Origin of the sequence: Pedobacter faecalis, from assembly GCF_030182585.1 — a bacterium.
Taxonomy (GTDB): Bacteria; Bacteroidota; Bacteroidia; order Sphingobacteriales; family Sphingobacteriaceae; genus Pedobacter; species Pedobacter faecalis.
This window is the reverse complement of the sequence record NZ_JARXOW010000001.1, coordinates 1,665,684-1,687,599: the sequence shown is the minus strand read 5'-3', so window position 1 is coordinate 1,687,599 and position 21,916 is coordinate 1,665,684. Positions and strand designations below refer to the sequence as shown.

The following is a 21,916-nucleotide window of genomic DNA, read 5'->3' as shown; positions in this document are numbered from 1 at the left end:
GATGCGACCAATATCGCACAAAAATTCAATTAACAAAAAAAATTAATGATGACCTGAGAGATCCTCGCCCGCATTCTTTTCCAGGCGAAGGAACAACATGCTGGTGACCGCCGTAATGGCAGCAAGCGTAAGGAAAGTATAGTGAAACGCATGTAAAATGTTTTCCGCCTGCAGCCAGGCCGAACTGGAATATTTGGCCAGCAAGAATGCGCCTACCGAAATACCCAGACTCATAGAAAGCTGTTGCATCACCAGCAATAAGCTGTTGCCGCTGCTGGCCGTTTCATTGTTGAGCGCCGAAAGAGAGATTGTGTTCATGCTGGTCAGCTGTATGCTGTTTACCGCTCCATAGACCACCAGCAGCGGGATCAGGTTGGGTAGTTTCGTATGTTCATTCACCAGGGAGAAAAGCGCAATGACCGCCGCAATAAGGAGAGTATTGATGATCAGCGTTCGCTTATAGCCCATCTTTTTCACCAGCGGAACCACCCAGGGCTTAATAAGCACGGAGGTAAGTGCCACGGGAATCAACATGATACCGGAGGTCATGGCAGATTGCTTCATGCCGAGTTGAAACAGGAGGGGAAGCAGCAGCGGCATGCCACCGATGCCCAGGCGTGTTAGGAGGTTGCCGAACACACCGATCCTTAGTGTCCGGATGCGAATCAGTCCGAGGTTTATAAGCGCCCGTTCCTTGATGCGTCTGTAATGAAAGTAATAAAGGTTCATTAGCACAAAGCTGGAAGCAAAGACAAGTAGAAGCAAAGATTCACTGATAAACTCGTGCGTACCCAGCTCAATCCCCAGCGTTAGCAACAGTAGAGAGCCGCCGAAAAACAGCATACCAAAGAAGTCGAATTCTCCTCCCGCCCGTTGATACTGTGGCATGTGCTTGTTGGCGTAATACATGCCGAACAGGCCTATCGGCAGGTTAATCAGAAATATCCAGTGCCATGAGGCAATCTCAACAAGCCAGCCGCCCAGTGTCGGGCCAATGATAGGGCCTACCAGGCCGGGTATCGTGATAAAATTGATCACACCCAGCAGTTTCTCTTTGTCGTACGTATACAAAATGGCCAAACGCGACACGGGTACCATCATAGAACCGCCGATCGCCTGAACGACGCGGGAGACAATAAGCATGGCCAGCGATTGCGATAAGGCGCAGAGTAATGAACCAAAGGTGAATATACCGATAGCAGCTACAAACACCTTGCGCGAGCCAAACTTATCCGACGCCCAGCCGCTGAGTGGGATGAGCAGGGCAAGCACAAGTACGTAACTGATGATGATGCTTTGCAGCGAAAGTGCCGGTTTCTGCAGGTCGGTAGCAATAGAAGGTAAAGCGGTGTTCAGGATGGTACCGTCAAGCGACTGCATAAACATGGCCAGCGCGGCAATCCAGGGCAAAGTTCTTAATGTCGACGAGCGGGGTTGTTCCATTGTAGCATTAACATCCCGTCCGTCCGGTGGTTTTACCGTATTGTATTATTTCTGCTAAATTAGCTGTGTAAGCGATGGAACAGATTGAAATATTTTATCCTGAAACGGTGGCCGACTGGAACGAGTGGCTGGCAGCTAACCATCAAAAGAAGCAGTCCGTTTGGCTAGTGCAGCATCACAAGGCCTCAGGCAGGCCAACAGTCAGCTGGAGCGAGGCGGTTGATGTCGCTTTATGCTACGGATGGATAGACAGTAAAAAGATCAAAATAGACCAGTATACCACGCATCAGTTTTTCAGCAGGCGAAAGCCCAAAAGCACCTGGTCCAAAATAAACAAAGACAAGGTCGAACAGCTGGTAAAGGAAGGGCTTATGTCGGATGCGGGCTACGAGAGTATCCGGATAGCCAAAGAGAATGGTTCCTGGAATGTGCTCGACGAAGTTGAGGCCTTGCAGGTGCCGGCCGATCTTCAGCAGGCCTTTGACGCAAACCCAGGTGCCGAAGCCTACTATAACAGTCTCAGTAAATCCATAAAAAAAATGATGCTGCATTGGATCGTTTTGGCAAAGCGGCCTGAGACCCGGCTAAGCCGTATTCAGGAGATTGCCAGTCATGCGGCAGAAGGGACTAAGCCGAAGCAGTTTTAATCAGACAGCCCGGCCAACAGTTGGGAAGTTGTTTTTTATGCGCTTAGCTTCGTGATCTGGAAATTTGTTCTGGAAAACTGAATACCTCATCAATAGGCTGGTAAAAGTGAACGACTCGCCATTTTTGAGGGTTATAACATACACGAAACAATCGTTCCATAATCCCCTGCCAAATACACCGTGAACCTCTATCCGCTGTATTTCCCTCTTTGAAAGCGTCTTTTCTTTCCCTGCCGGACCGAATCTGAATTGATCTGCCGCTCGCGAGAGCTGCAAATATTTGTTTTTGTCGCAGGACCGATAATTAAAATAAAAATAAATATGTGGACCAGCGAGGAAAATCACAAACAGCATTAAGGCAGCGATGCTTTCGATGGCAACTGGCCGAGACCTGTCAATTGAATCAGCCATCAATATAATAACCGCCGCGACGAGCATAAACTGCCAGAACTTGAAGAATCGAAGGCTTGCCATCCTGTCGACCACATACTCAAAGGTATCCGTGATAAAGTATGAAGCCCTGCTCCACGTAAAACTGTACTTCTCAAACCCCTCAATATGGCCATCTTTTTCAAAGAAGTCCGTTATCCACTCGGAGGCTTCCTGTAGGGTAGGCGCGACTTTAAAATAAACCTTCTTCCTGCTGTCGAGGTAATACAGGCAAAACTTTCCGCTAAAATAATGTCCCAGTTTCAGGTACGTACCAGTTGGGTGCTCTATTGTAACCGAAGGACAAGTCAGCTCTACCGATGCCAGGCTTCGCTCCGTAGCCCAGGGGTATTCCTGGATCAGCTTCAGGGTATCCTGTAAATTCCTTGGAGCAATCTGGGCAAATTCGCCCTTTTCGCTTTTCTTATACTGAAGTTTCGAGATGAGTTGCGTCACAAATAAAGATGCATTTCCTGTTAGACAGTGCTAAATATACCGATAATGTGCTAAAGCAGCAAGCAACCTCAGTCCTCAGCAAACAAATCGCCCCCGATCAAGTTATAGTGCTAGATGAAGACAGAACGCTATACCCCAGACAGGCCCGACATTCCCGAACTCAGGTGGATTAACCGCCTGGCATATCTGATGGACAGCCAGTTCAGGTTGCCCGGCACCAGGTTTCGCTTTGGACTCGATCCGCTTATTAACCTTTTTCCCATTGCTGGCGACATGGCGGGATTTCTGGTTTCGGCAGGTCTCATGCTGGCCATGGCCCGTAAGGGCGCCAGCAACAAACTGGTTGTGCTCATGAGCCTGAACATCCTGCTTGATGCCACCATCGGTGCAATCCCTGTTATCGGGCAAATCTTCGACTTCTTTTTCAAGGCCAATAACCGGAACATCAGGCTGATGAACGAGCACTACCTGGAAAACAAGCACCAGGGTAGCGGCAAAGGCATTATCATCTGGACACTGATCATCCTCTTCCTGATACTGGCTCTGCTTATTTACCTGCTCTGGAAAGTGGGTGCCTGGCTTACCGGACTGATCTTTTAAACACCGCTGGTGTAAGCATTTTCGGTTGTAAGCCAAACTATTGCGCAAGTACATTGTTCTTTGGATACTAATAAAAACACCTATGAAAAACGAATGGATAAACAAAGTAACGGATGGCCTGAGCGAACTGAGCATAGAGCCAACAGGCAGGGAAAACATTGATCAGAGCGAGCGTCTAGTGTCGGTACTGGCGGGTGGATGGCTGCTTTACAACAGTCTGAAGAAGCTTGGAAAACATCCCATTCTTGCCCTCGGAGGCGTAGCTGCTGGAGGAATGATGCTATACAGAGGCGCGACTGGCGTTTGTCCGGTATATACTTATCTGGACAAGGATACTACTGATCCGGAATCGATCCGCATTGTAGAAGACATCGTCGTAAACGCACCAAGGGAAAAGGTGTATGCCTTTTGGCGCGAGCTTTCTAACCTGCCGAAGTTCATGACGCACCTGAAAAGCGTAGAGGAGCAAAGCGATGATGTTTCGGTGTGGACGGCAAACGTACCGGGCGGATTGCTTGATCTGACCTGGAAGGCCGAAATTACCCGGGAAGATGAGGGCAAATACATCGGCTGGCAGTCTATCGAAGGTTCGCAGGTCGACAACGCCGGCAAGGTGGAGTTCAAAGATACCCTGAGTGGCACTGGTACCGAACTCCATATTGAGATCGAATATTTTGCCCCGGCAGGAAATGTAGGAAGAAGCATTGCTTCACTCTTCAATGGCGTGTTTGAACGAATGATCCGCGAAGATGTGCAAAATTTTAAAGCTTATGCAGAGGATGCTGATTTTAAGCAATATGCAGGTTTAGCCCTGTAGATTTTTAGTCGCCTAACTATGAGGCTCGTTCCTTATATTAGGCGACTGTAAATCTAAATTAATGAAAAAAACCTTTCTGGTATTAGCGCTCCTGGCCGGCTTATATAGTCAGGCCAACGCTCAGCAACAACTCAAGTTTTCAGTGAAGGCGGGATTAACCGCCCCTAAATTCGTCACCGGTGGTGGAAACACCGACATCAAAAGCTCTAAAACGAGTTCCTTTTACGCCGGCGCTTCCGTGGACATCCCACTCAACACAACCTTATCAATTCAGCCTGGCCTGACTTTTATTGGAAAAGGCTTCAGGCAGTACTTCGCAGAGGTAGACTTTGTTGAAGGGCAGTTGTTTTTAGTCACTATTGACCAAAATACAAAGCCGTATTATATTGAGCTGCCCTTACATTTGGTCGCAGGTTTTAACCTGATAGGGGGAAAACTTCAGTTAGGTGTAGGTCCGTACGCGTCCCTTGGCGTGGCAGGTAGGAACATAATCAAAGCCAACGCTGTGATGGAAAGCCGAATTGGAGGCGATGGGTTTGAGTTTCACGAAGAGGATAAGATAAAGTTTGGAAGATCTGCAGAAGCAAATATGCGGCGTAGCGACTTTGGCCTGAGTACACTAGTCGCGTTTCAACTGCGTAATGGTATCGGTTTTCAAGGAGGCTTTAGCCGTGGGCTCATTTGGATAGATAATGTCGAGGCGAATAACGTTAAGATCTATAATCAGGTGCTTTCATTAGGCTTGTTTTATACCCTGTAGAGTTTGTTCCAACTGATAGGACTAAACATTTGTACAATTTGATTGTTCAAATGCTATGAATAACAACACTCAAATCATCATACATGCAGCACGCGTTGGAAACGTGGAAGTTCTGCAGGAACTCGTCAGGCAAAATGCAGATGTAAACGCACGAGATGAAAAAGGCTATACACCGCTGATCATTGCATGCTATAACAATCAATACCAGGCAGCAAAATTTCTCATAGAAAACGGGGCCGACATTAATGCGGCCGACAACGGCGGAAACACCGCGCTGATGGGTGTGGCGTTTAAGGGATATGAACAGATCGCTACACTGCTGATTGAAAATGGTGCCTCGCTCGATCTGCAGCATGGAAATGGTGGAACGGCACTTATGTTTGCCGCCATGTTTGGCAGAAACGAGCTCCTGAAGTTGCTGCTCAATGCTGGTGCCGATGCTACGCTGCTCGACGTTCGTGGCCTGTCTGTATTTGATCTTGCAGCACAACAAGGCAATACGGAAGGGCTTAACATTCTTGAATCTATGGCCAAAGCGAGCTAAAAACAGTCATAAAAAAGGCGCGTAACGAAGGGTTCGATCCCTGCTACGCGCTTTTTCGTTATTATGGTCCCCGACTTATTAAGCCGGAACCATCCTTGGCTTTTCTCTCTCCCAGAAACGATGCAGTTTAATTGCTTTGATAAAGAGATCGCTCAGTTTTTCAACATCGCCGCCTACAGCAACGCCCTCCTTAAGTACGGTCTCCTCGCTAAACTCATCGGGCAGTTTCTTATGAAAATAGGTAGCCTCCAATACCTGCATCGCCTGCTCATCCGCGGCAATCGCCTTGCAATGCTTAAAGGCCTCATTCAGAAAATGTACCGCATTAGCTTCTGCTTCGAGTGTCGCAACGCTGTTGGTTCCTCCCGGCACGTAGACAGCATCAAACAAAACCGATGCCGCGGTCAGGAAGCTATGGTCAACCGTGAGAAACGTGCCGTCGGCTGCCGTCACCTCTCCAAGTCGTGGTGCAATCAGCTCAGCAATTGCCCCCTGTGCCTCAAGTGCCGCGCGCATCGCCCGAACAGAACCGGCCGTTACGCCATCAGCCACCAGGATGGCAATCTTACGGCTAACGATACTGTCCTTTGGTGTGTTCACCATACTCAGCGCGTCAGACTTATCCAATGAACCTTCAACCTGAATCGGTTCGTAGTCCGCCGGATCACCGTCGGCCGGTACACTTTTGTTGACTGGTTGTTCAGGTTGCTGCGGTACTGGCAGCCCTAAGCCATAGGCTACCTGACTGGCCAGTCCGTCGTCAACCAGTTTCAGTATGCCCAACATACGTTGCCTGATGGCAACCGTTTTTACCTTTCCAAGTTCAAATACCAGGGCATCTACCAAATGGTTCTTTTCGGGGTCCGACTGACTGTTGAAGAATAACCGGGCCTGACTAAAGTGATCCCTGAAACTATCGCTTCTTGCGCGGATCTTTTTCGCGTCGATACGTTCCTGGTAAGAGGTAAAGCCACCATCGGCTGCCTTAACCTGCACCGGATCATTGTTGCCCAGCGTATTCGGATTATAGCTGGCTTTCCCGCGATTGATCGTCTGGCGCATAAAGCCGTCGCGCTGGTTGTTGTGTACGGGAACGACCGGCCTATTGATCGGGATCTCATGAAAATTCGGTCCCCCCAGCCTGATCAGTTGCGTATCTGTATATGAAAACAACCTGCCCTGCATCAGCGGATCGTTGGTAAAGTCGATGCCCGGAACAATATGGCCAACGTGAAAAGCCACCTGCTCTGTTTCCGCAAAGAAATTGTCCGGATTGCGGTTCAGGGTCATTTTACCAACACGTTGCACCGGCACAAGTTCTTCAGGAATAATCTTAGTGGGATCCAGGAGATCAAAATCATATTTAAACTCATCTTCCTCCGGCACGATTTGCAAACCAAGTTCCCATTCAGGGAATGCCCCCGCTTCAATCGCATCCCAAAGGTCGCGACGATGAAAATCAGGGTCCTTTCCGGAAATGTTCTGAGCTTCGTCCCAAGCCACAGAGTGTACACCCAAGAGCGGCTTCCAATGAAATTTCACGAAGCTGGATTTTCCTTTCGCGTTGATTAGCCTGAACGTGTGCACGCCAAAGCCCTCCATCATCCGGTAACTTCGCGGAATGGCGCGGTCGCTCATCAGCCACATAATCATGTGTGCCGACTCGGGCATCAGCGAAATGAAGTCCCAGAAAGTATCGTGCGCCGAAGCAGCCTGCGGTATCTCATTATCCGGTTCAGGCTTCACGGCATGCACCAGGTCGGGAAACTTCAGGGCGTCCTGGATGAAAAATACAGGCATATTGTTGCCCACCAGGTCAAAATTGCCTTCCTGGGTATAAAACTTAACCGCAAAGCCCCTTACATCGCGGGCCAGGTCGGTCGACCCCCTAGATCCGGCAACCGTAGAGAAGCGCACGAACACGGGCGTTTCAATGTCGGTATCGTTTAAAAAGGCCGCTTTAGTGTATGCCGACTGAGATTTGTAGAGTTTGAAGACGCCATGCGCACCCGAACCCCGTGCATGTACAACGCGTTCCGGGATGCGCTCATGGTCAAAATGCGTAATCTTTTCTCTCAATATAAAATCTTCCAGCAAGGTCGCGCCACGCTCTCCCGCTTTCAGTGAGTTCTGGTCGTCATTTATTTTTACACCATGATTGGTGGTCATCTTTTCGTCGGTTGCATCCGCAGTGTGCGGGAGGAGCGACTTCGTTTTTTCAGTTTCCTGCTGAGGTACGAGTTTGCGGTCTATCGCCTTCTCCGTACCCTGTTTTGGAGGTGAGTTTTTCTTTGCCATAGTTCAGTTATGCCTCCTCAGCAGCTTTATAGTTTATATTCTTTTCTGCGATCTCGGTCAGGTTCAGATCGGCATTCTTTTCTTCCTCAAGTGTTTGAGTAAGTACCTCGGCAACGTCTGAAAGGCCCAGTGTAGCCGCCAGCTGAACCAGTCCGCCATAAGAGGCAATTTCATAATGCTCCACTTTTTGCGACGCTAAGATGATCCCAACATCGCGTGTAGCCGTCCCAGCCTCAGTGCTCTCAATGATGCTTTCGCCCTCTTTGGCCAGCCCTTCCATCGCGTCGCACTTTTTGGCCTGCGGCTTTTCGCCCAGCAGATCAAAAATCTGCTCGAGCCTTTTTACATGTGTTTCCGTCTCGGTAAGATGCTTGCCAATCGCTCCAGCAAGTTCCGAAGATGTCGCAGATTTCTGCATTTTAGGCAGCGTTTTCACCAGGTGATTCTCTGCCCAGTATAAGTCTTTAATGCTGTCTACAAATAGTTCCTTCAATGCCGGCTCCGCTGCCGGATTTGTTTTTGTGCTGAACTTAGGTTCAGATCCACTTTTAGCTTTCATAGGGTTATGTATAGGGTGTAATACCCATACCTAACAATCGTGCTGCTAAGTAGTTTTAGACAGTATCATATATACTCCTTATACAATGCTCCAGCAATGGTTGAATGGTCGTTGGATCATTCAACCATTGCTCAACGATCATTCAAGGATCGTTCAATCATGTATTTTATTTACCACGATAGAGGTATAGCGCCCCGTAAGTCCAGTTCGGACCGCTTAAGCCAGGATAGTTGAACCGGTCCATCATCAGGGCGACGAAACGGAAAGGGTAGCCCTCGGGCAACTGCACCACATTGGGCCATACCCGGGTCCCTGATGTTTCGCTCCATGGCGGCAGGTCCATCTTTAAAACCCCGGCCTCCCTAAGATCTGGGTAGGTGTATATAAAAATTTGCCGTTCAGAACTGCCGGAAAAACAATAATAGCGGCCATCTATCTTTTGAATGGATGTGCCGGTAGAATTATGGGCCACCGGGCCTGCTATCTTTTTGTAGCCCTTGTTCCAATGGGCCGATTCAAGGATAACAGCTTTATAACCATCATGATTTTCGCAGGTAAGTATGCGCCATTTTTTTGCCTGTTCATCGAAAAGGATGTGCGGATCTTCAATGTCGCCCACAATCCCAAACGGTGCGGCGGTCATCACCGAAAATCCGAACCTTGGATCTTTTCTACTTTCTATGGTGAGCAGTTGCTTTTTCTCTTTGTCGGGATTGGCATATGCACTAAAACCAGTGGTAATTCCCCGCCAGATCTTATCGCGGCGGTCGAAGAAAATGTGTGAAGCCACTTCATTTCTGAGCAGGCCATCGTTGCGATCGAACACAATAATGCCTTCCAGCTTAACATCAAACACCGTTGGGTCCATGCTGAACACGCCCTGGATATGATGAGGAAGGGCACGCCCGCGAATAGACATGGTGTACCACAATCTTCCCTGATCGAGAAGCGGCTCTCCATTTTCATAGGTTATGGCGCGGATGTCGGCCTGGCCGGTGCCAGTGGTCAGCGCCATGCCGGCCTTGTTGATGCTGACTTTGCCGGAGCTTATCGATGAAAACAAATGTGATTGAAAGGTATGGATCCGCTCTTTGCTCCGCAGATCTATGTCCTTGTTAAAATCAGCTTGTCCGATCACTTGCGGCAGCTCCCCTTTTTGCAGGTAGAGCACAAGTCCACTACCAAGCATTTGCAAAATGATCCTGCCTTTCAGGGTTGTGTTTTCGACACCAGGCACCGTAATGGACGATTCTTTGATTAAGTGAGTATTGTTGTTTAGCCTCAGTCTCGCGCCGGTCAACATGCCGCCTTTGTATTCTATCGTAATAAATATTTGTTCCTTCTTAGCCGGATCAGAGAACTCAAAGCCCAATTCCCCTTCCCCGGCACACGAATTCAGATCGATGGTGTAAGTGGAAAAGGGATTAAATCCGCCCATCCAGGTGGCGGTTTGCGTTTTCTGTGCCGATTCGATAACAAGCTTGCCTTGCTCAATAGAAATTTCAGACTGGTTCGGCAGATAGTGCGCCACCGGATGCATCGACTCCATTCCGACGATTTTCTGCGGGTCCAGTTTGGCCAGGGGAATCGATTGGCCTTCATCGAAGATCAGTCGGCGTACGGCCTGACGTGTAAAACTGATCTGGTCGGGCAGGGTTTGCTGACCAAAGGCCGGGTGGGTCGACATGAACACGAAAAATATCAGATAATGAATCAGTTTGCGCTGCATGCCAGCGAATATAAAACTATTTGACAGGTCAAAAAAATCCATATCTTTATTTGAAATAACCAAAGTATGAAAGTCCAATTATCGCTCGCATTTGCTTTGCTGCTCAGCATGGGCACCAAAGCGCAAACGCTCAATCTGCCAAAGAACCACAGTTTCGAAATACAAACGACACAAACAGATAAGGGCAGTTATCCTTCAGAAATTACGGATACTTATGCTTTTAAGTCGCTTGGCAGGAATAAAGACGGGAACTTTATGCTGGAGTGCAAGTTGGTACATGCAACTTTCGGTTCTTCGCAAATGGGGGGAACGTTGCTCAATACGGATAAGATTAAGGATGTGGATTTTAGAAATACCGCAATTCTCGAACAGCTGGCGCTTTTAAATCAGCCTTTCCAGGTCTCCGTCTCGCCCGGCGGGAAGGTGTTGTCTGTAACCGGTGCTGAGGAAGCGTTAAAGCAAAGGCTTGGTTCCTGGAATATCGAGAGTGAAATTGCCGAAAATATGCTGCGTAACTTTGAAACCCTGATTCAAGGCAAGATGCAGATGTTGTTTTTTGAAGATAAACCTGCAGACATAAAGCAGGCACAAGCTGCTGCCGCAGGGGAAAATAGCATGAGCCTTAGCACCTTGAACAGCACAGCACATACTACAACTTATCAGGTTTCAAGTCAGACAGAGGACGTTTTCGGAGTGCGGAAATTTGTGGTCGACAAAAAAACCGGTTTGATTAAAGAATCCAGATCCGAAAATAAAACGCAGTTTAAGCAGAGTCCGCAGGCGGGGATCAGCAACAATGCCCGGGTAGATGTATCGGTAGTTCAAAAGCTAATGCCGTTTAAAGAGCGCAAGCCACTTGATACCGCCTGGATTAATATGGCAGTAAGGTTTAGCTACTGGAGCGATGCTTTAAAGGAATTTGGTAAACACGATTCGACGCGGGTTTTTGCATTGTTTAAGAAACCAGACTCTCGGTTTGTCAACGACAATTATTATATTCAGAACAGGCTGAGTGCCCTGCAGCGCGTGGATGGCGATAAAGCAGATTCAATGTACGACTCCTTACTCCGCGCTACGCCCAACAGGCTTCTCGCTGGCAATTACATCCACCTGGTGAACAAACTGAGTTTTACCTATTATGGAGAGCAGGATGTAGTGTCGCTCTACGATCTGACCACCTATGCCGCAAAGACGGAAGCTTTAGATAGCTGGCTGCAAAGCTCCTTTTGTCAGGCCGTACGCGGGGCAAAAAGTCCGGATCAACTGGACGGCAAAATAGACAAGGCTTATGTGCTGAGCGGTATGATGCTTGCCAGTAAGGATGCTGAGTATCTCAAGAAAGTAAGGCCCCTGGCCATTTGGTCTAAGGCCAAGCAAGCATCAAGTGCGGAGGCTGCAATTGCAGCGGCTAAAACATTCCATGATATGTCTGATCAGGACATTCAGGCAGGTAACGGTTCACGTTATGCGCTGCTGGTGTATCAAATGCTCCAGGCAGCTGGTCGCCCAGTCGAAGCGGGAGCGCTCCTCGATGGTACGATAGCACGGTTGGAACGGTTTACCGCCGATTCCTTAAGCGCGAGAAAGCATCTTGATAAAAATTTACTGGCCGGAGCTTATTACCTGAAGTTTCTAAGGGATGAGGCGAAAGGCGACGGTTCTGCATTCCAGAGCTTATCTAAAGCTGCACAATATTCACCGGCAAGCGGTAAGGAAAAAGCGTATATGAGTTTTTACGATCGGGCGTTGCTTGATACCAAAGAAGGGTACCGCGACCTGTTCATCGAAAAGCTATTGGCGGTCGGCAATGAGGCCGAAGCGTCTGATGTCTTCGTAACTCATATCACGGCTATGCCCGAGCAAATCCTTGAAATGAAGAAGCTGTACGAAGAAAAGTTTAAGAAGGATGATTTTTCTGCCTTTTTTCAAAAGCGGATTGTAAGTGGCTGGCCTGCTGCCCCAACTTTTGCGCTTGCTGCGGTGAACGGCGGTCAGCATAGCCTGGCCGATTTTAAAGGTAAATGGTTGGTCATGGATTTCTGGGGTACCTGGTGCGGGCCGTGCCGGGCTGAAATGCCCGAAGTCAACCGCTTCAGTGACGAAGTAAAGGATGGCAAACATAAAAACGTCCAGTTTCTGAGTGTTGCCTGTAACGATCAGGAGGATAAAGTAAAAGCATATCTTGCGGAGAACAAGTTCGGCATCCCGGTAGCGATGTCAGACGGGGTTATTCAACGCAATTATGCGATAAGAGGTTATCCCTCCAAGATCATCGTCTCACCCGAGGGTAAGATGATACAGGTCGATTTCGGAAAGGATTGGAAGAAAGTTATTGCAGCTTTTAGTCAGCTGTAAGATAAAACGGGCGGCATCTGTATAATGTCGCCCGATCAAACCCTCAGAGCATTAATCCTCCTCATTATGCACCTCAGCAATCCTGAACTTCTTCAGGCCTGCCGGCACTTTCCATTGCACAGTTTCGCCCTTGCTGAAGCCGATGAGGGCGGCGCCGATAGGGGATAGGATCGAAATCTTATTCTCCTTGATATTGGCATGCTGCGGCAACACGAGGCATACTTCCCTTGAGGAGCCGTTCTCTTCGTCGACAATCTGCACCCGCGAATTGATGCGGATGACGTGCGGCGGAAAGGCATATTTTTTAACCACCACGGCTCTGCCGAGTTCGGCCGAGAGCGACATGTCGCCTGAGCTGCCGTCGGTTTTAGTAAAATACGGTTTAAGTAACTGATAATCATCTTCCCTGATGATTACCGGGATGTTCGAGTTTAAATTCATAACAATATATTTTTAGTTTAAAATCCTTGATTTGAACCAGTTTTCTCTGTAGTCGTTTTTATTCTGAAAGTAGATGTCCTGAAAGCTCAGGGTCTGGTGACTGTTCAACTTGCGGAATATTTTTGCCGGGCTGATCTCCGACAGGTCGGCAAAGCCGGCGGCTTCCATCAACTGGACTGCGGCGGTTAGGGTCTGCTTATGGTAGTTGGCCACCCGCGCACGCTTGTCGCGCACATCAAGTCCGTATGCCCTGGCTTTATCTTGCGTCGCTATGCCCGCCGGACATTTACCGCTATTGCACTGCAGAGCCTGCACGCAGCCCAGCGCCAGCATCATGCCTCGTGCACTATAGCAGCAGTGGGCGCCCAGCGACAGCGCTTTTATGATGTCGAAACCGGTAACAATCTTGCCTGAGGCAATAATGCGGATATCATTTTCCAAACCATAGTGCTTCAGGGTGCGGTTTACAAAGGCAATAGCGTCATAAAGCGGCATACCTACATGATTGCTGAACTCCACGGGAGCTGCACCTGTGCCGCCTTCCGCACCGTCTATGGTGATGAAATCAGGGATGATGTTGGTCGCATATATTGCGTCACAGATGTCGGTGAAGTCGCTTTCGCTGCCTATGCATAGTTTGATGCCGACGGGCTTGCCATCTGACAACGCCCTGAGGAAACCCAGAAAGCGGATCAGTTGCGTCGCGTCTGAAAAGGCATTATGCGCCGGTGGGGATATCACTGCTGTGCCGACCGGAACATGACGTATCCTGGCGATCTCCTCTGTGTTTTTATTGCCCGGCAACATGCCGCCAAGTCCGGGTTTCGCACCTTGGGAGAGTTTAAGTTCAATCATCTTAACGGCCGGTCGTGAGGCTTTTCGCATAAAGAGTTGGGGGTCAAACTTGCCTTCGGCATCCCGGCAGCCAAAGTATCCGGTACCGATCTGCCAGATCAGGTCTGCCTCATAAAGGTGGTAGTCGCTGATTCCGCCCTCGCCGGTATTGTGCGCAAATCCGCCTAGTTGGGCACCCTGGTTTAGCGCGCTGACCGCGGTACTGCTTAGCGCACCGTAACTCATGGCACCGATATTCAGGATGCTTGCATCGTAGGGGCGCTTGCATTGGGCGTTGCCAACTCTTGTGCGCATCTTACCTGTAAACTTTTTCGGGAAGACAGCATGTGCCAGCCATTCATGTCCGGCCGCGTTCACATCAAGCTGAGTACCGAAAGCAATGCTCTCCCTTTCGCCCTTGGCCCGCTGGTATACCAGACTGCGCTGAATGCGGTTGAAAGGCTTGCCATCCAGGTCAGATTCCCACAGATATTGTCTTAACTCCGGCCGGAAAGCCTCCATGAAATAGCGGACATAGCCAATTAGTGGATAGTTTCTAAGGATGGTATGTCGGCGCTGAACCGCATTGTGTACGGCGATGGATAACAGCCCGGTAGCAATAAGCGCCAGCCATATAAAGCTGATATGGATATAAAGCGCCAGGAACCAGGTGCCTAAGCTAAAAAGTAGTAAAAGTGATATAATAAGCGTTCGTGCAGAACTCAATTTCCAAGTGAAAAACATAGCAAAAAGATTTAATAGTGAAAGACTGTAGTGTGATCCCCAGACCCTTACGAAATTGTTTAGGAGGCCTGGGCTACAGTACTAAAAACCTTAAAGCACGAGAAAAAGTAGTGAAACGCCGGTCGGATAACCGAAAGTAAAGCGCAGCAGGCAGCCTTCACGAAAAGGGATTTCGTGTTTACGGGCTTGCCGTACAAAGGGGCGCTATGTAAACTTTGGTGTGCCAAGTAAGGCAAAGATAAGGAAAATAAAATGGACGTCAACCATTCAGCTCTTCGAGGCGACGGCGGTAGGTCTCAATCTCCGTAAGCGCCTCGCGGATGCCGGTGCGCTGACGCTGCAGCAGTTCGAGATGATCAACGTGAAGCGCCGGATCCTCTAATACTTTGTCGAACTTTTCAAGTGCCGCCTTTTCGCCGGTTTCAATGGCCGATAATATAGCGATGTCTTCTTTACTGCTTAAAGCCTGCTTAATGTCGATCCAGGTGCGGTGAAGTGCACCCAGTACGCCGCCGCTTTCATTTTCAGAGTCGCCGCCATGTGCACGCAAGTGTGTCTTCAGGTCGTCCGCGAACGCAGCACGCTGGGCCGAGTAGGTTAGAAATAACCCTTGTAACTCTATGCTTTCAGTCGTCGTGCTGGCCGAGTCATAGCCCTCCTTTCCATCGTTCAGGATATTAATTAAACCCTTCAGGTCGCTGATTACTTGATTGTTGCTCTCCATAACGCAGATATTTTTATAAATAAACCAATATCAACGGTCATTAGTTTTCCGTATATTGTGTGGACCAAATTAACGCGTATGGCAACGACACTTCCCAATCGGTCAAATTCCACTTCCCAGGAGGTATATCCGCTGGGCGATATCTCTCCCGAGGCATACCGGGGTCTGGCCCTGCATGCTGCAAAAGAACTGGGCTGGGCGATTTTTGATATAGATGCAACAGGCTTCAAGGCTTATACAAATCCTTATGTTGCTGCCGATAACCGCCTTATACAATTTTCGGTTAACGACGATAAGGCAAGTGTCCGATGCGAGAATATTCGTGCACATTTAGCCGGTTTTGGCGGTAATCGCATTTTTCAGTTCATAGAAAAGATGCAGGCCATGCGACCCGATTTTACTGAGGAAGAATTGAAGTCCATATACGAGCGCCAGGAGATGTTAGCAGTAGAAGCTCCGCCGATCGCGCCGGAGGTGACTAACAGAGGCTTTGCCTCGTTCTTCCTCCCGCGCGAGGGCTATATCATTACGCCGCTGCTGGTGAACATAAGCCTGCTCATCTTTATTATTATGCGTCTTTCCGGGGTGCCTTTCTTTGCGGCAGGCGAAGAGGCGCTGATAAGATGGGGTGCTAATTTTGGTCCGGACACCCTGAATGGGCAGCCGTGGCGTCTCATTACAGCATCTTTTCTAAGCACGGGTGTTCTTCCGCTCCTCGTAAGCATGTTTGCGCTGGTGTACATCGGACAAATATTAGAACCCCTCCTGGGTTCCTTGCGGTTCACACTCGCGTACCTCCTCGGGGCTATAGCTGCAGGTCTAACTTCCCTGTGGTGGAATGACGCCGCAGCAACCTCAGGAGCCTTTGGTGCCATTTTTGGGCTCTGCGGCATTTGCCTGGCAGTGTTCTCCACTGAGCTTTTACCTCGGGGGCTGCGGAAGAGCATGTTCAGAAATATGTGCATCTTTACGCTCCTCTGCCTGTTTTTTCTAAAGCAACCCAGCGATTACTACGTTGCTGTCTTTGGAAGCCTGACCTATGGTGTCGTTTTTGGCTACAGTACCTATCGCTTCTTATACATCTGATTGAGGACTTTGGCCGGCATTTGAACAGTGGTCGAGTCAGAAAGGCTGCCTGATATATTCTTAACCTCCATGTTCGCAATCTTCAGGTTGGTCTTTCCAAGGGTGGTGATGTTTAGATTTTCAGTTATCCAGACTTTAGAGGCATCTTCACCTCCGTCGATATCGATCCCTGAGTCGCCCTCGGTTTTTATATTCATGGTGCCGATATGTTGGGTACGGCTGATGAACTGACTATTTATTAAATGGATGGACGCTGATTTTGGAATAATGTCATTGATGCCAAACTCCCCAACGCGGTTCATATTGCTTTCTAATTTTCTAGTACTTGAACTGGTATTAATCCAAACCGAAGCCGTGTTCTCTGCGTCGAGTTTTAGAGAATCGAAACCAACTGAAAGCGTCACTTTTTGTGCGTTAAGTATTCGCAAACTTTGGATGTCGGGAGCATAAATCGATATGGGCTGATAATAGTCGCTATTTTGTTGTGAGTTGTTGTTGACGGTGACCTGTAATATGCCCTCTTTGTCTACCTTGAAGTTGATAAACGACCGCGCTTGTTCACTTATTTTTACCCCATACTTTTTATCTTTTACAAGGGTAACTGCCAACTCCTTGCCTGAACCTCCGATGATGCTTACGCCGTTAAATTGCGAAGGCATGGTTATAGAAGTCGTCCCTTCAACAGTTCTGTCGAATGTGTCGGGCGTGTAAGTGACAGCAGGCTTTTCTGTCGTCATATAGACACGCGAAACAAAAGCTACCACCAAAATCGGCAATAGGATTAGGCTTAGCCCAAAGATGATTAATAATTTATTGCTGGTTTTCATTGTTCTGATTGTTTAAAGGTTTCGGCGACAAAGGCATTATATCTGTCCTTTAGTTCGTCTAAACCAATGTCTAATAAATATATATTTCTGAAAAATATGGGCAGTTCTTCGTCTACAAATTGCCCTTTTGCAAAGCTCTTAACGTTGGCAACGGCGTCTTCATTCACAAAGAAGCCTATGCCTCGTTTGTTGCTAATGATATTTTTGGTTTGCAGCAATTCATAGGTGCGCATCACCGTATTTGGGTTAACTTCAAGCTCTACGGCCATTTCTCTTACCGAAGGAATTTTCTCCTCAGCCCTCCACTTTTGCAACAGAATACCTTCGCAAACATAGTCTGCTATTTGAAGGTATATTGCTTTGTTATCTCTAAATTCCATGATTTCGTTCTTTGGTTAAACCTCTTTTTCTTTTAGTCGGACATAGGTGATCGACCATATGGCAAGGGTAAGCAGGATCAGAATCAACGTAATCGATATTTCCGCCAGGTCCTTGCCGTCTACCTTCATAAACGGGGATGTTGGAAGTTGGTGCCTGTTTCGGGTCAATGCCTCCCCTGCGTTCGCAACGATATATGTTCCTAGTCCCGTGAAAATCATCACCGAGAGTGCTGTTTTGATATAATGGAATTTATGGAAGTAAATGGAGCCACAAAGAAAAATGGACGTTGCCAGGGCAGGGACAAAATAGAGCGGGGTAAATAAGTCTGGAACATGTAACGCGAAAAATAGATGCAGTTCACGTGCCGTACCATAATTTGCCCGGTAGTTTGTGATAAAGCCAAAATCTATTAGCCAAAAAATACCGATAAAGCTCAGCACCGTAAGTACCGCCGTAAAAAGTACGGCAGCAAGAAATTTCTCGAAAGTCGAGGCAGGTATGAGAAGGTCTATTACTGTTTTGGCTTTCTGCCCGTAATGTGCAAAATAGCTGCTGGCGATTACCGTGATAAAAAGAAATCCAAAAATCAGGAACAGGGGCTCCCTGAAATGTACGCCCACATGTGGGAAGTCCGGACGTATGATGCTAGGCCAAAACGAATACAGGTAAAATATAGTAATAGCTCCAAAGGCAACGCCAAGCGCCATTAAATATATTCTGCCAAACTCCAGCCACTGTCTTCTTAGCAACAGTCCGAAACGTTTAATGTCAAATGTGTTGTTCATATCTTCTAATTGAATACCGTTTTAAGTTTACTTTTTGCAGCAAGCATGGTGTTAAACAAGAGCTCCATGTCCAGTTTGCTGTCTTCGTTATGATAGTTGATGGTTACCGCGTTGTGCCCGGATAATGAGGGCTCAGAATATATGACCGTATTGTCGAGTTCTTTTACACGCTTAAAGCAGAGTTTGGCAGTGATTTCATCTATGGATGCATTGAGGGCAATCTCATGTTCATCCAAAATGATCACCGTGTCGATCAGGTTGTCCAAGTCGCGTACCTGGTGGGTGGAGATAATGATGCAGCGATCTTCCGTTAGCGCCTCGGCCATAACCTTGCGGAACTGCGCTTTAGACGGAATGTCCAACCCGTTCGTAGGCTCATCCATAATAATGAGTCGGGCCCGGGTGGCAAGTCCGAATGCTATGATGAACTTTTTCTTCTGACCATAACTCATGTGGATAAGTTTTTGGCCGGTCGGAATATCGAACTCCGACAGCAACCCATGGAAATAGGTCGCGTCGAAATCCGGATAAAATGGAGCGTTGGTTTTTACGTAAGTATCAATTTTAGTGGCAGGTAAATGAAACTCTTCAGGGATGAAACAGATTTGCTGCAGGAGCGAAGGCTGTCGCCTCGCCGGATTATGGCCCATCACTTCCAGCGTACCGCTATCGGCATATACAAGGCCCGCCATGTTTTTAAGCAAGCTTGATTTGCCAGCGCCGTTCTTACCAAGCAGGCCATATATGTGTCCTGCGCTGAGTTTCATGTTCAGGTTTTTAAATAGGGGCCTCTTCTTCGTATACCCAAAATTCAGATCGTTAATCTTTACCATACTCTACTGTATTAGTTAAATAATACACTAATGTATGTAGTGATTTTGAGTTCTGCAAATTATTGCTGAAAATAATTGTGAAATATTATATATTAGAATGTCTAAGGTTCTCATGCTTAAGGGCTAATGAATTATGAAACGCTTTCTAATGGTCTTTTCGCTGCTGGCAGCATCCACATGCGCTACAGGGCAGGAAAATAAAACACCCATAATATTTGGTGAGTTGTGGCTTGGTGGAGCAGAGGACGGGCTAGGCACGGGTGCAAATATCAACTATCAGCGAGGCATACACCTGTTTACAGCCAGGACTTCTTTGCTAGCCGGTCTGCCAATTCTCGATTCTCTGTTTTTACCTCCCGATAGGGAAATTGATCGTCAGCGGACCAGGGAGTTTGCAATCTTGTACGGTTCGCGAATTACACGAAAGGGTGTTTCGCTTGGTGTCTCAATAGGGGTGTCCCAAAATTTTCATACGGCGTCAATCCTCGATGATGAAAAGAAATATATAGGTGAGGAGTCGCTCCGATATGTGGTATACCTTTCGAAATCAATCTAAAGTTCTTTAAACGGCGTAAAATACCATACCACATCTATGGCGTGTTTCCCGTTGGCCGGCCAACCGCTTTTGGCAGATCTTTCGGTTTAAAGATATTCGCTGATCTTAGAAAAGGCGGTTATGCCGGTTTTGCTTATACGCTAGGCTGGGGTATCCATAAAAAATATACGGAATAGTCTTAATCGTGCCTGGTCCAAACCAGATCCTCAGTGCGGTACCCCAGGTCACGCGCCTGCTTCAGATAGTTATTTTTTACAGACTCCGGAATGCTGGGCGTTCTGGATAGAATCCAAAGATAATTTAAGTTATTACCCACCACAAGTGCATAACGGTATTCAGAGTCTATGTCTATCACGTTGTAACCGGAGTAGAAGGGGCCAAAGAAAGATACCTTGAGTCGGCCCTCTTGCGGGTCGCCAACTGGTTTAGCCTTTCCGATACTTTCCTTCCATTTATTCTTAACAGTATCGTATCCTCTGTTGTCTACCTTAATCGCTCCGCCATCCTTTTCGGAATACGTAGCGGTAACATTGTCCAGATTTTTCTCGTATTTGAAGTCGAGCCTTGCAATTTCATACCACTTGCCAAGGTAGGCTTTAGCATTAAAAGGCTTTACAGCTTTTGCACCCTTTGGAATGCTCACTTTACATGCACTGTACAGGGCTGCACATGCGCCAAGGGCTAACGTTAAATAGAGCGCGTTTTTGCTGCGGTTTTTCATAGTATATCGTTTTCTGCTAACTCTCGTTGATACTCATTGAACAGCGAATGACTGCATTTGTTTGCCGCTTGCGTGCTGAATACCTCCTCTAAAAGCAGTGTGGGTATTGCCAGGCAATACTGACCAGCTACTGGCCGGTATATGAGCGAATGCTATGTGGCTGCTATGCGGTTCAAGCCGGGCAGTATCCGGGCAGCAGCCGGGTAGTATCCGGGTAGTATCCGGGCAAGAACAAGTAGCAGACGCTTTGCAAGCGGCCTTTTTAACAAAGCACATTCGGACGTTTAAACAAAACCGGCTGTTTGCAGTGCTACTAACTTTGTTCCATACAAAATCAAAAAGACATGGAACAGAACAACTATCAGGGAGCACTGCAGATACCAATCGGGTCGGGCTTCAACGCATCATCTACCACGCGTGACGTAATTAATGGAATAGATCTTACAGGTAAAATCGCTATTGTGACGGGCGGGAATACGGGTATAGGTTTAGAAACCACGAGAACGCTGGCAGCAGCGGGGGCAACGGTTATCGTTCCGGCGAGAGATGTTGAAAAGGCCAGGCGTAATCTTGCGGGGCTTGCCAATGTAGAAATTGAGGTTATGGACTTGATGGACCCTGCTTCGATTGATGCCTTTGCCGAAAAGTTTATTGCCTCGGCCAGGCCGCTTCATTTACTTATAAATAATGCCGGTATTATGTGGGTGCCGCTTCGTCGCGATAGTCGCGGCGTGGAATCTCAACTGGCTACCAACTACCTGGCACCCTTTCATCTGACTGCCAGGCTTTGGCCTGCGCTTAAAAAGGCGAATGGTGCAAGGGTAGTCAATGTTTCATCGGGCGGGCACCAGTTTTCGGACTTCAATTTCGAAGATCCTAACTTTTTGCAAAGAGATTATGAGACTTTGCTTGGCTACGGACAGTCAAAAACGGCGGTCAACCTCTTTACGATGGAACTGGATTCACGGGCAAAAGCTTTTGATGTTCGCGCTTATTCATTGTGCCCCGGGGCCGTGGGCGAGACGGAACTCGCCAGGGAAGCTCCGGTAGAGCTATTCCAAAAGATGGGTTACAGCGATGCGGACGGGAACTTCTTGCCCGAGGTTGCGGCTTCCCTGAAGACGCTGGCGCAGGGTGCGGCGACGACCGTTTGGTGTGCCACGAGTCCCCAACTAAGTAATATTGGTGGGGTATATTGCGAACATGTGGACGTGGCGGCTTTAAATGCAGACGAATCGGTGATAGGAGGGGTAAAGCCATATTCGCTGGATGAAGTGAACGCAAAACGTGTGTGGGAGTTGGGCGAACAAATGACCGGCGTGACATTCAACATCTCCTGATATTTAG

22 protein-coding genes are annotated in these 21,916 nt (G+C 48.0%); 9 read left to right on the top strand and 13 right to left on the bottom strand.

Annotated features, from left to right (window positions below; genetic code table 11):
* Positions 1–42: 42 nt before the first annotated feature.
* Complete coding sequence (locus QEP07_RS07580; protein ID WP_285009301.1) at positions 43–1,443, bottom strand: DHA2 family efflux MFS transporter permease subunit; 1,401 nt, start codon at positions 1,441–1,443, stop codon at positions 43–45.
* Between the two features lie 74 nt (positions 1,444–1,517).
* Between QEP07_RS07580 and QEP07_RS07575 the strand changes: the two genes are divergently transcribed.
* Entirely contained in the window at positions 1,518–2,090 is a 573-nt protein-coding gene (locus QEP07_RS07575; RefSeq protein WP_285009300.1) for a YdeI/OmpD-associated family protein, read from the top strand.
* Here QEP07_RS07575 and QEP07_RS07570 read toward each other — a convergent pair whose 3' ends face one another.
* Entirely contained in the window at positions 2,091–2,975 is an 885-nt protein-coding gene (locus QEP07_RS07570) for a PH domain-containing protein (protein ID WP_285009299.1), read from the bottom strand. It abuts the gene before it with no gap.
* Between the two features lie 114 nt (positions 2,976–3,089).
* Here QEP07_RS07570 and QEP07_RS07565 point away from each other — a divergent pair, with 114 nt between their 5' ends.
* The 4 genes from QEP07_RS07565 to QEP07_RS07550 all read left to right on the top strand — a co-directional run bounded on the left by QEP07_RS07565 (position 3,090) and on the right by QEP07_RS07550 (position 5,696).
* Entirely contained in the window at positions 3,090–3,575 is a 486-nt protein-coding gene (locus QEP07_RS07565) for a DUF4112 domain-containing protein (RefSeq protein ID WP_285009298.1), read from the top strand.
* A gap of 82 nt (positions 3,576–3,657) precedes the next feature.
* A complete protein-coding gene (locus tag QEP07_RS07560; RefSeq protein WP_256003983.1) occupies positions 3,658–4,392 on the top strand; it encodes an SRPBCC family protein in 735 nt (244 codons plus the stop codon).
* A 61-nt stretch (positions 4,393–4,453) separates the two neighbouring features.
* On the top strand, positions 4,454–5,152 hold the full coding sequence (locus QEP07_RS07555) for an outer membrane beta-barrel protein (protein WP_285009297.1): 699 nt from the start codon (positions 4,454–4,456) through the stop codon (positions 5,150–5,152).
* Positions 5,153–5,207: 55 nt separating this feature from the next.
* Positions 5,208–5,696: an ankyrin repeat domain-containing protein gene (locus QEP07_RS07550; protein WP_285009296.1), complete on the top strand. Its 489-nt coding sequence runs from the start codon at positions 5,208–5,210 to the stop codon at positions 5,694–5,696.
* 78 nt (positions 5,697–5,774) lie between these two features.
* Here the strand turns inward: QEP07_RS07550 and katE are convergent, their stop codons facing one another.
* The 3 genes from katE to QEP07_RS07535 form a co-directional block, all read right to left on the bottom strand.
* Positions 5,775–7,994 (bottom strand): catalase HPII, encoded by a 2,220-nt coding sequence (gene katE / locus QEP07_RS07545; protein ID WP_285009295.1) that lies wholly within the window; start codon positions 7,992–7,994, stop codon positions 5,775–5,777.
* A gap of 7 nt (positions 7,995–8,001) precedes the next feature.
* Positions 8,002–8,553 carry a YciE/YciF ferroxidase family protein gene (locus tag QEP07_RS07540; protein WP_285009294.1) on the bottom strand — a complete coding sequence of 184 codons (552 nt, stop codon included), beginning with the start codon at positions 8,551–8,553 and terminating at the stop codon, positions 8,002–8,004.
* Positions 8,554–8,719: 166 nt separating this feature from the next.
* Positions 8,720–10,282 (bottom strand): hypothetical protein, encoded by a 1,563-nt coding sequence (locus QEP07_RS07535; protein ID WP_285009293.1) that lies wholly within the window; start codon positions 10,280–10,282, stop codon positions 8,720–8,722.
* Positions 10,283–10,348: 66 nt separating this feature from the next.
* On the opposite strand from QEP07_RS07535, the gene QEP07_RS07530 reads away from it, so the two are divergent.
* The gene (locus QEP07_RS07530) at positions 10,349–12,637 is read left to right on the top strand and encodes a redoxin domain-containing protein (protein ID WP_285009292.1); all 2,289 of its coding nucleotides are present in this window, start codon (positions 10,349–10,351) and stop codon (positions 12,635–12,637) included.
* A gap of 51 nt (positions 12,638–12,688) precedes the next feature.
* Here QEP07_RS07530 and QEP07_RS07525 read toward each other — a convergent pair whose 3' ends face one another.
* From QEP07_RS07525 to QEP07_RS07515, 3 genes are all read right to left on the bottom strand, one after another.
* On the bottom strand, positions 12,689–13,078 hold the full coding sequence (locus QEP07_RS07525) for a GreA/GreB family elongation factor (RefSeq protein WP_285009291.1): 390 nt from the start codon (positions 13,076–13,078) through the stop codon (positions 12,689–12,691).
* Positions 13,079–13,090: 12 nt separating this feature from the next.
* Entirely contained in the window at positions 13,091–14,656 is a 1,566-nt protein-coding gene (locus QEP07_RS07520) for an FMN-binding glutamate synthase family protein (RefSeq protein WP_285009290.1), read from the bottom strand.
* A 259-nt stretch (positions 14,657–14,915) separates the two neighbouring features.
* The gene (locus QEP07_RS07515) at positions 14,916–15,380 is read right to left on the bottom strand and encodes a ferritin-like domain-containing protein (protein ID WP_285009289.1); all 465 of its coding nucleotides are present in this window, start codon (positions 15,378–15,380) and stop codon (positions 14,916–14,918) included.
* Between the two features lie 78 nt (positions 15,381–15,458).
* On the opposite strand from QEP07_RS07515, the gene QEP07_RS07510 reads away from it, so the two are divergent.
* Positions 15,459–16,466 (top strand): rhomboid family intramembrane serine protease, encoded by a 1,008-nt coding sequence (locus QEP07_RS07510; RefSeq protein ID WP_285009288.1) that lies wholly within the window; start codon positions 15,459–15,461, stop codon positions 16,464–16,466.
* Here QEP07_RS07510 and QEP07_RS07505 read toward each other — a convergent pair.
* Genes QEP07_RS07505 through QEP07_RS07490 form a run of 4 tightly spaced genes read right to left on the bottom strand, consistent with a single transcriptional unit; the run spans position 16,445 to position 19,292 of the window.
* The gene (locus QEP07_RS07505; RefSeq protein WP_285009287.1) at positions 16,445–17,293 is read right to left on the bottom strand and encodes a hypothetical protein; all 849 of its coding nucleotides are present in this window, start codon (positions 17,291–17,293) and stop codon (positions 16,445–16,447) included. The genes QEP07_RS07510 and QEP07_RS07505 overlap by 22 nt on opposite strands.
* Positions 17,290–17,673, bottom strand: a complete 384-nt coding sequence (locus QEP07_RS07500; protein WP_256004012.1) for a GntR family transcriptional regulator — start codon at positions 17,671–17,673, stop codon at positions 17,290–17,292. Before QEP07_RS07500 ends, QEP07_RS07505 begins: the two co-directional genes overlap by 4 nt.
* A gap of 15 nt (positions 17,674–17,688) precedes the next feature.
* Entirely contained in the window at positions 17,689–18,459 is a 771-nt protein-coding gene (locus QEP07_RS07495) for a hypothetical protein (protein ID WP_285009286.1), read from the bottom strand.
* Positions 18,460–18,464: 5 nt separating this feature from the next.
* Complete coding sequence (locus QEP07_RS07490; RefSeq protein WP_285009285.1) at positions 18,465–19,292, bottom strand: ABC transporter ATP-binding protein; 828 nt, start codon at positions 19,290–19,292, stop codon at positions 18,465–18,467.
* A gap of 133 nt (positions 19,293–19,425) precedes the next feature.
* Between QEP07_RS07490 and QEP07_RS07485 the strand changes: the two genes are divergently transcribed.
* The gene (locus QEP07_RS07485) at positions 19,426–19,848 is read left to right on the top strand and encodes a hypothetical protein (protein WP_285009284.1); all 423 of its coding nucleotides are present in this window, start codon (positions 19,426–19,428) and stop codon (positions 19,846–19,848) included.
* Positions 19,849–20,026: 178 nt separating this feature from the next.
* Here QEP07_RS07485 and QEP07_RS07480 read toward each other — a convergent pair whose 3' ends face one another.
* Positions 20,027–20,569 carry a lipocalin family protein gene (locus tag QEP07_RS07480; RefSeq protein WP_285009283.1) on the bottom strand — a complete coding sequence of 181 codons (543 nt, stop codon included), beginning with the start codon at positions 20,567–20,569 and terminating at the stop codon, positions 20,027–20,029.
* Between the two features lie 344 nt (positions 20,570–20,913).
* Here QEP07_RS07480 and QEP07_RS07475 point away from each other — a divergent pair, with 344 nt between their 5' ends.
* Positions 20,914–21,909, top strand: a complete 996-nt coding sequence (locus tag QEP07_RS07475; protein ID WP_285009282.1) for an SDR family NAD(P)-dependent oxidoreductase — start codon at positions 20,914–20,916, stop codon at positions 21,907–21,909.
* Positions 21,910–21,916 lie beyond the last annotated feature (7 nt).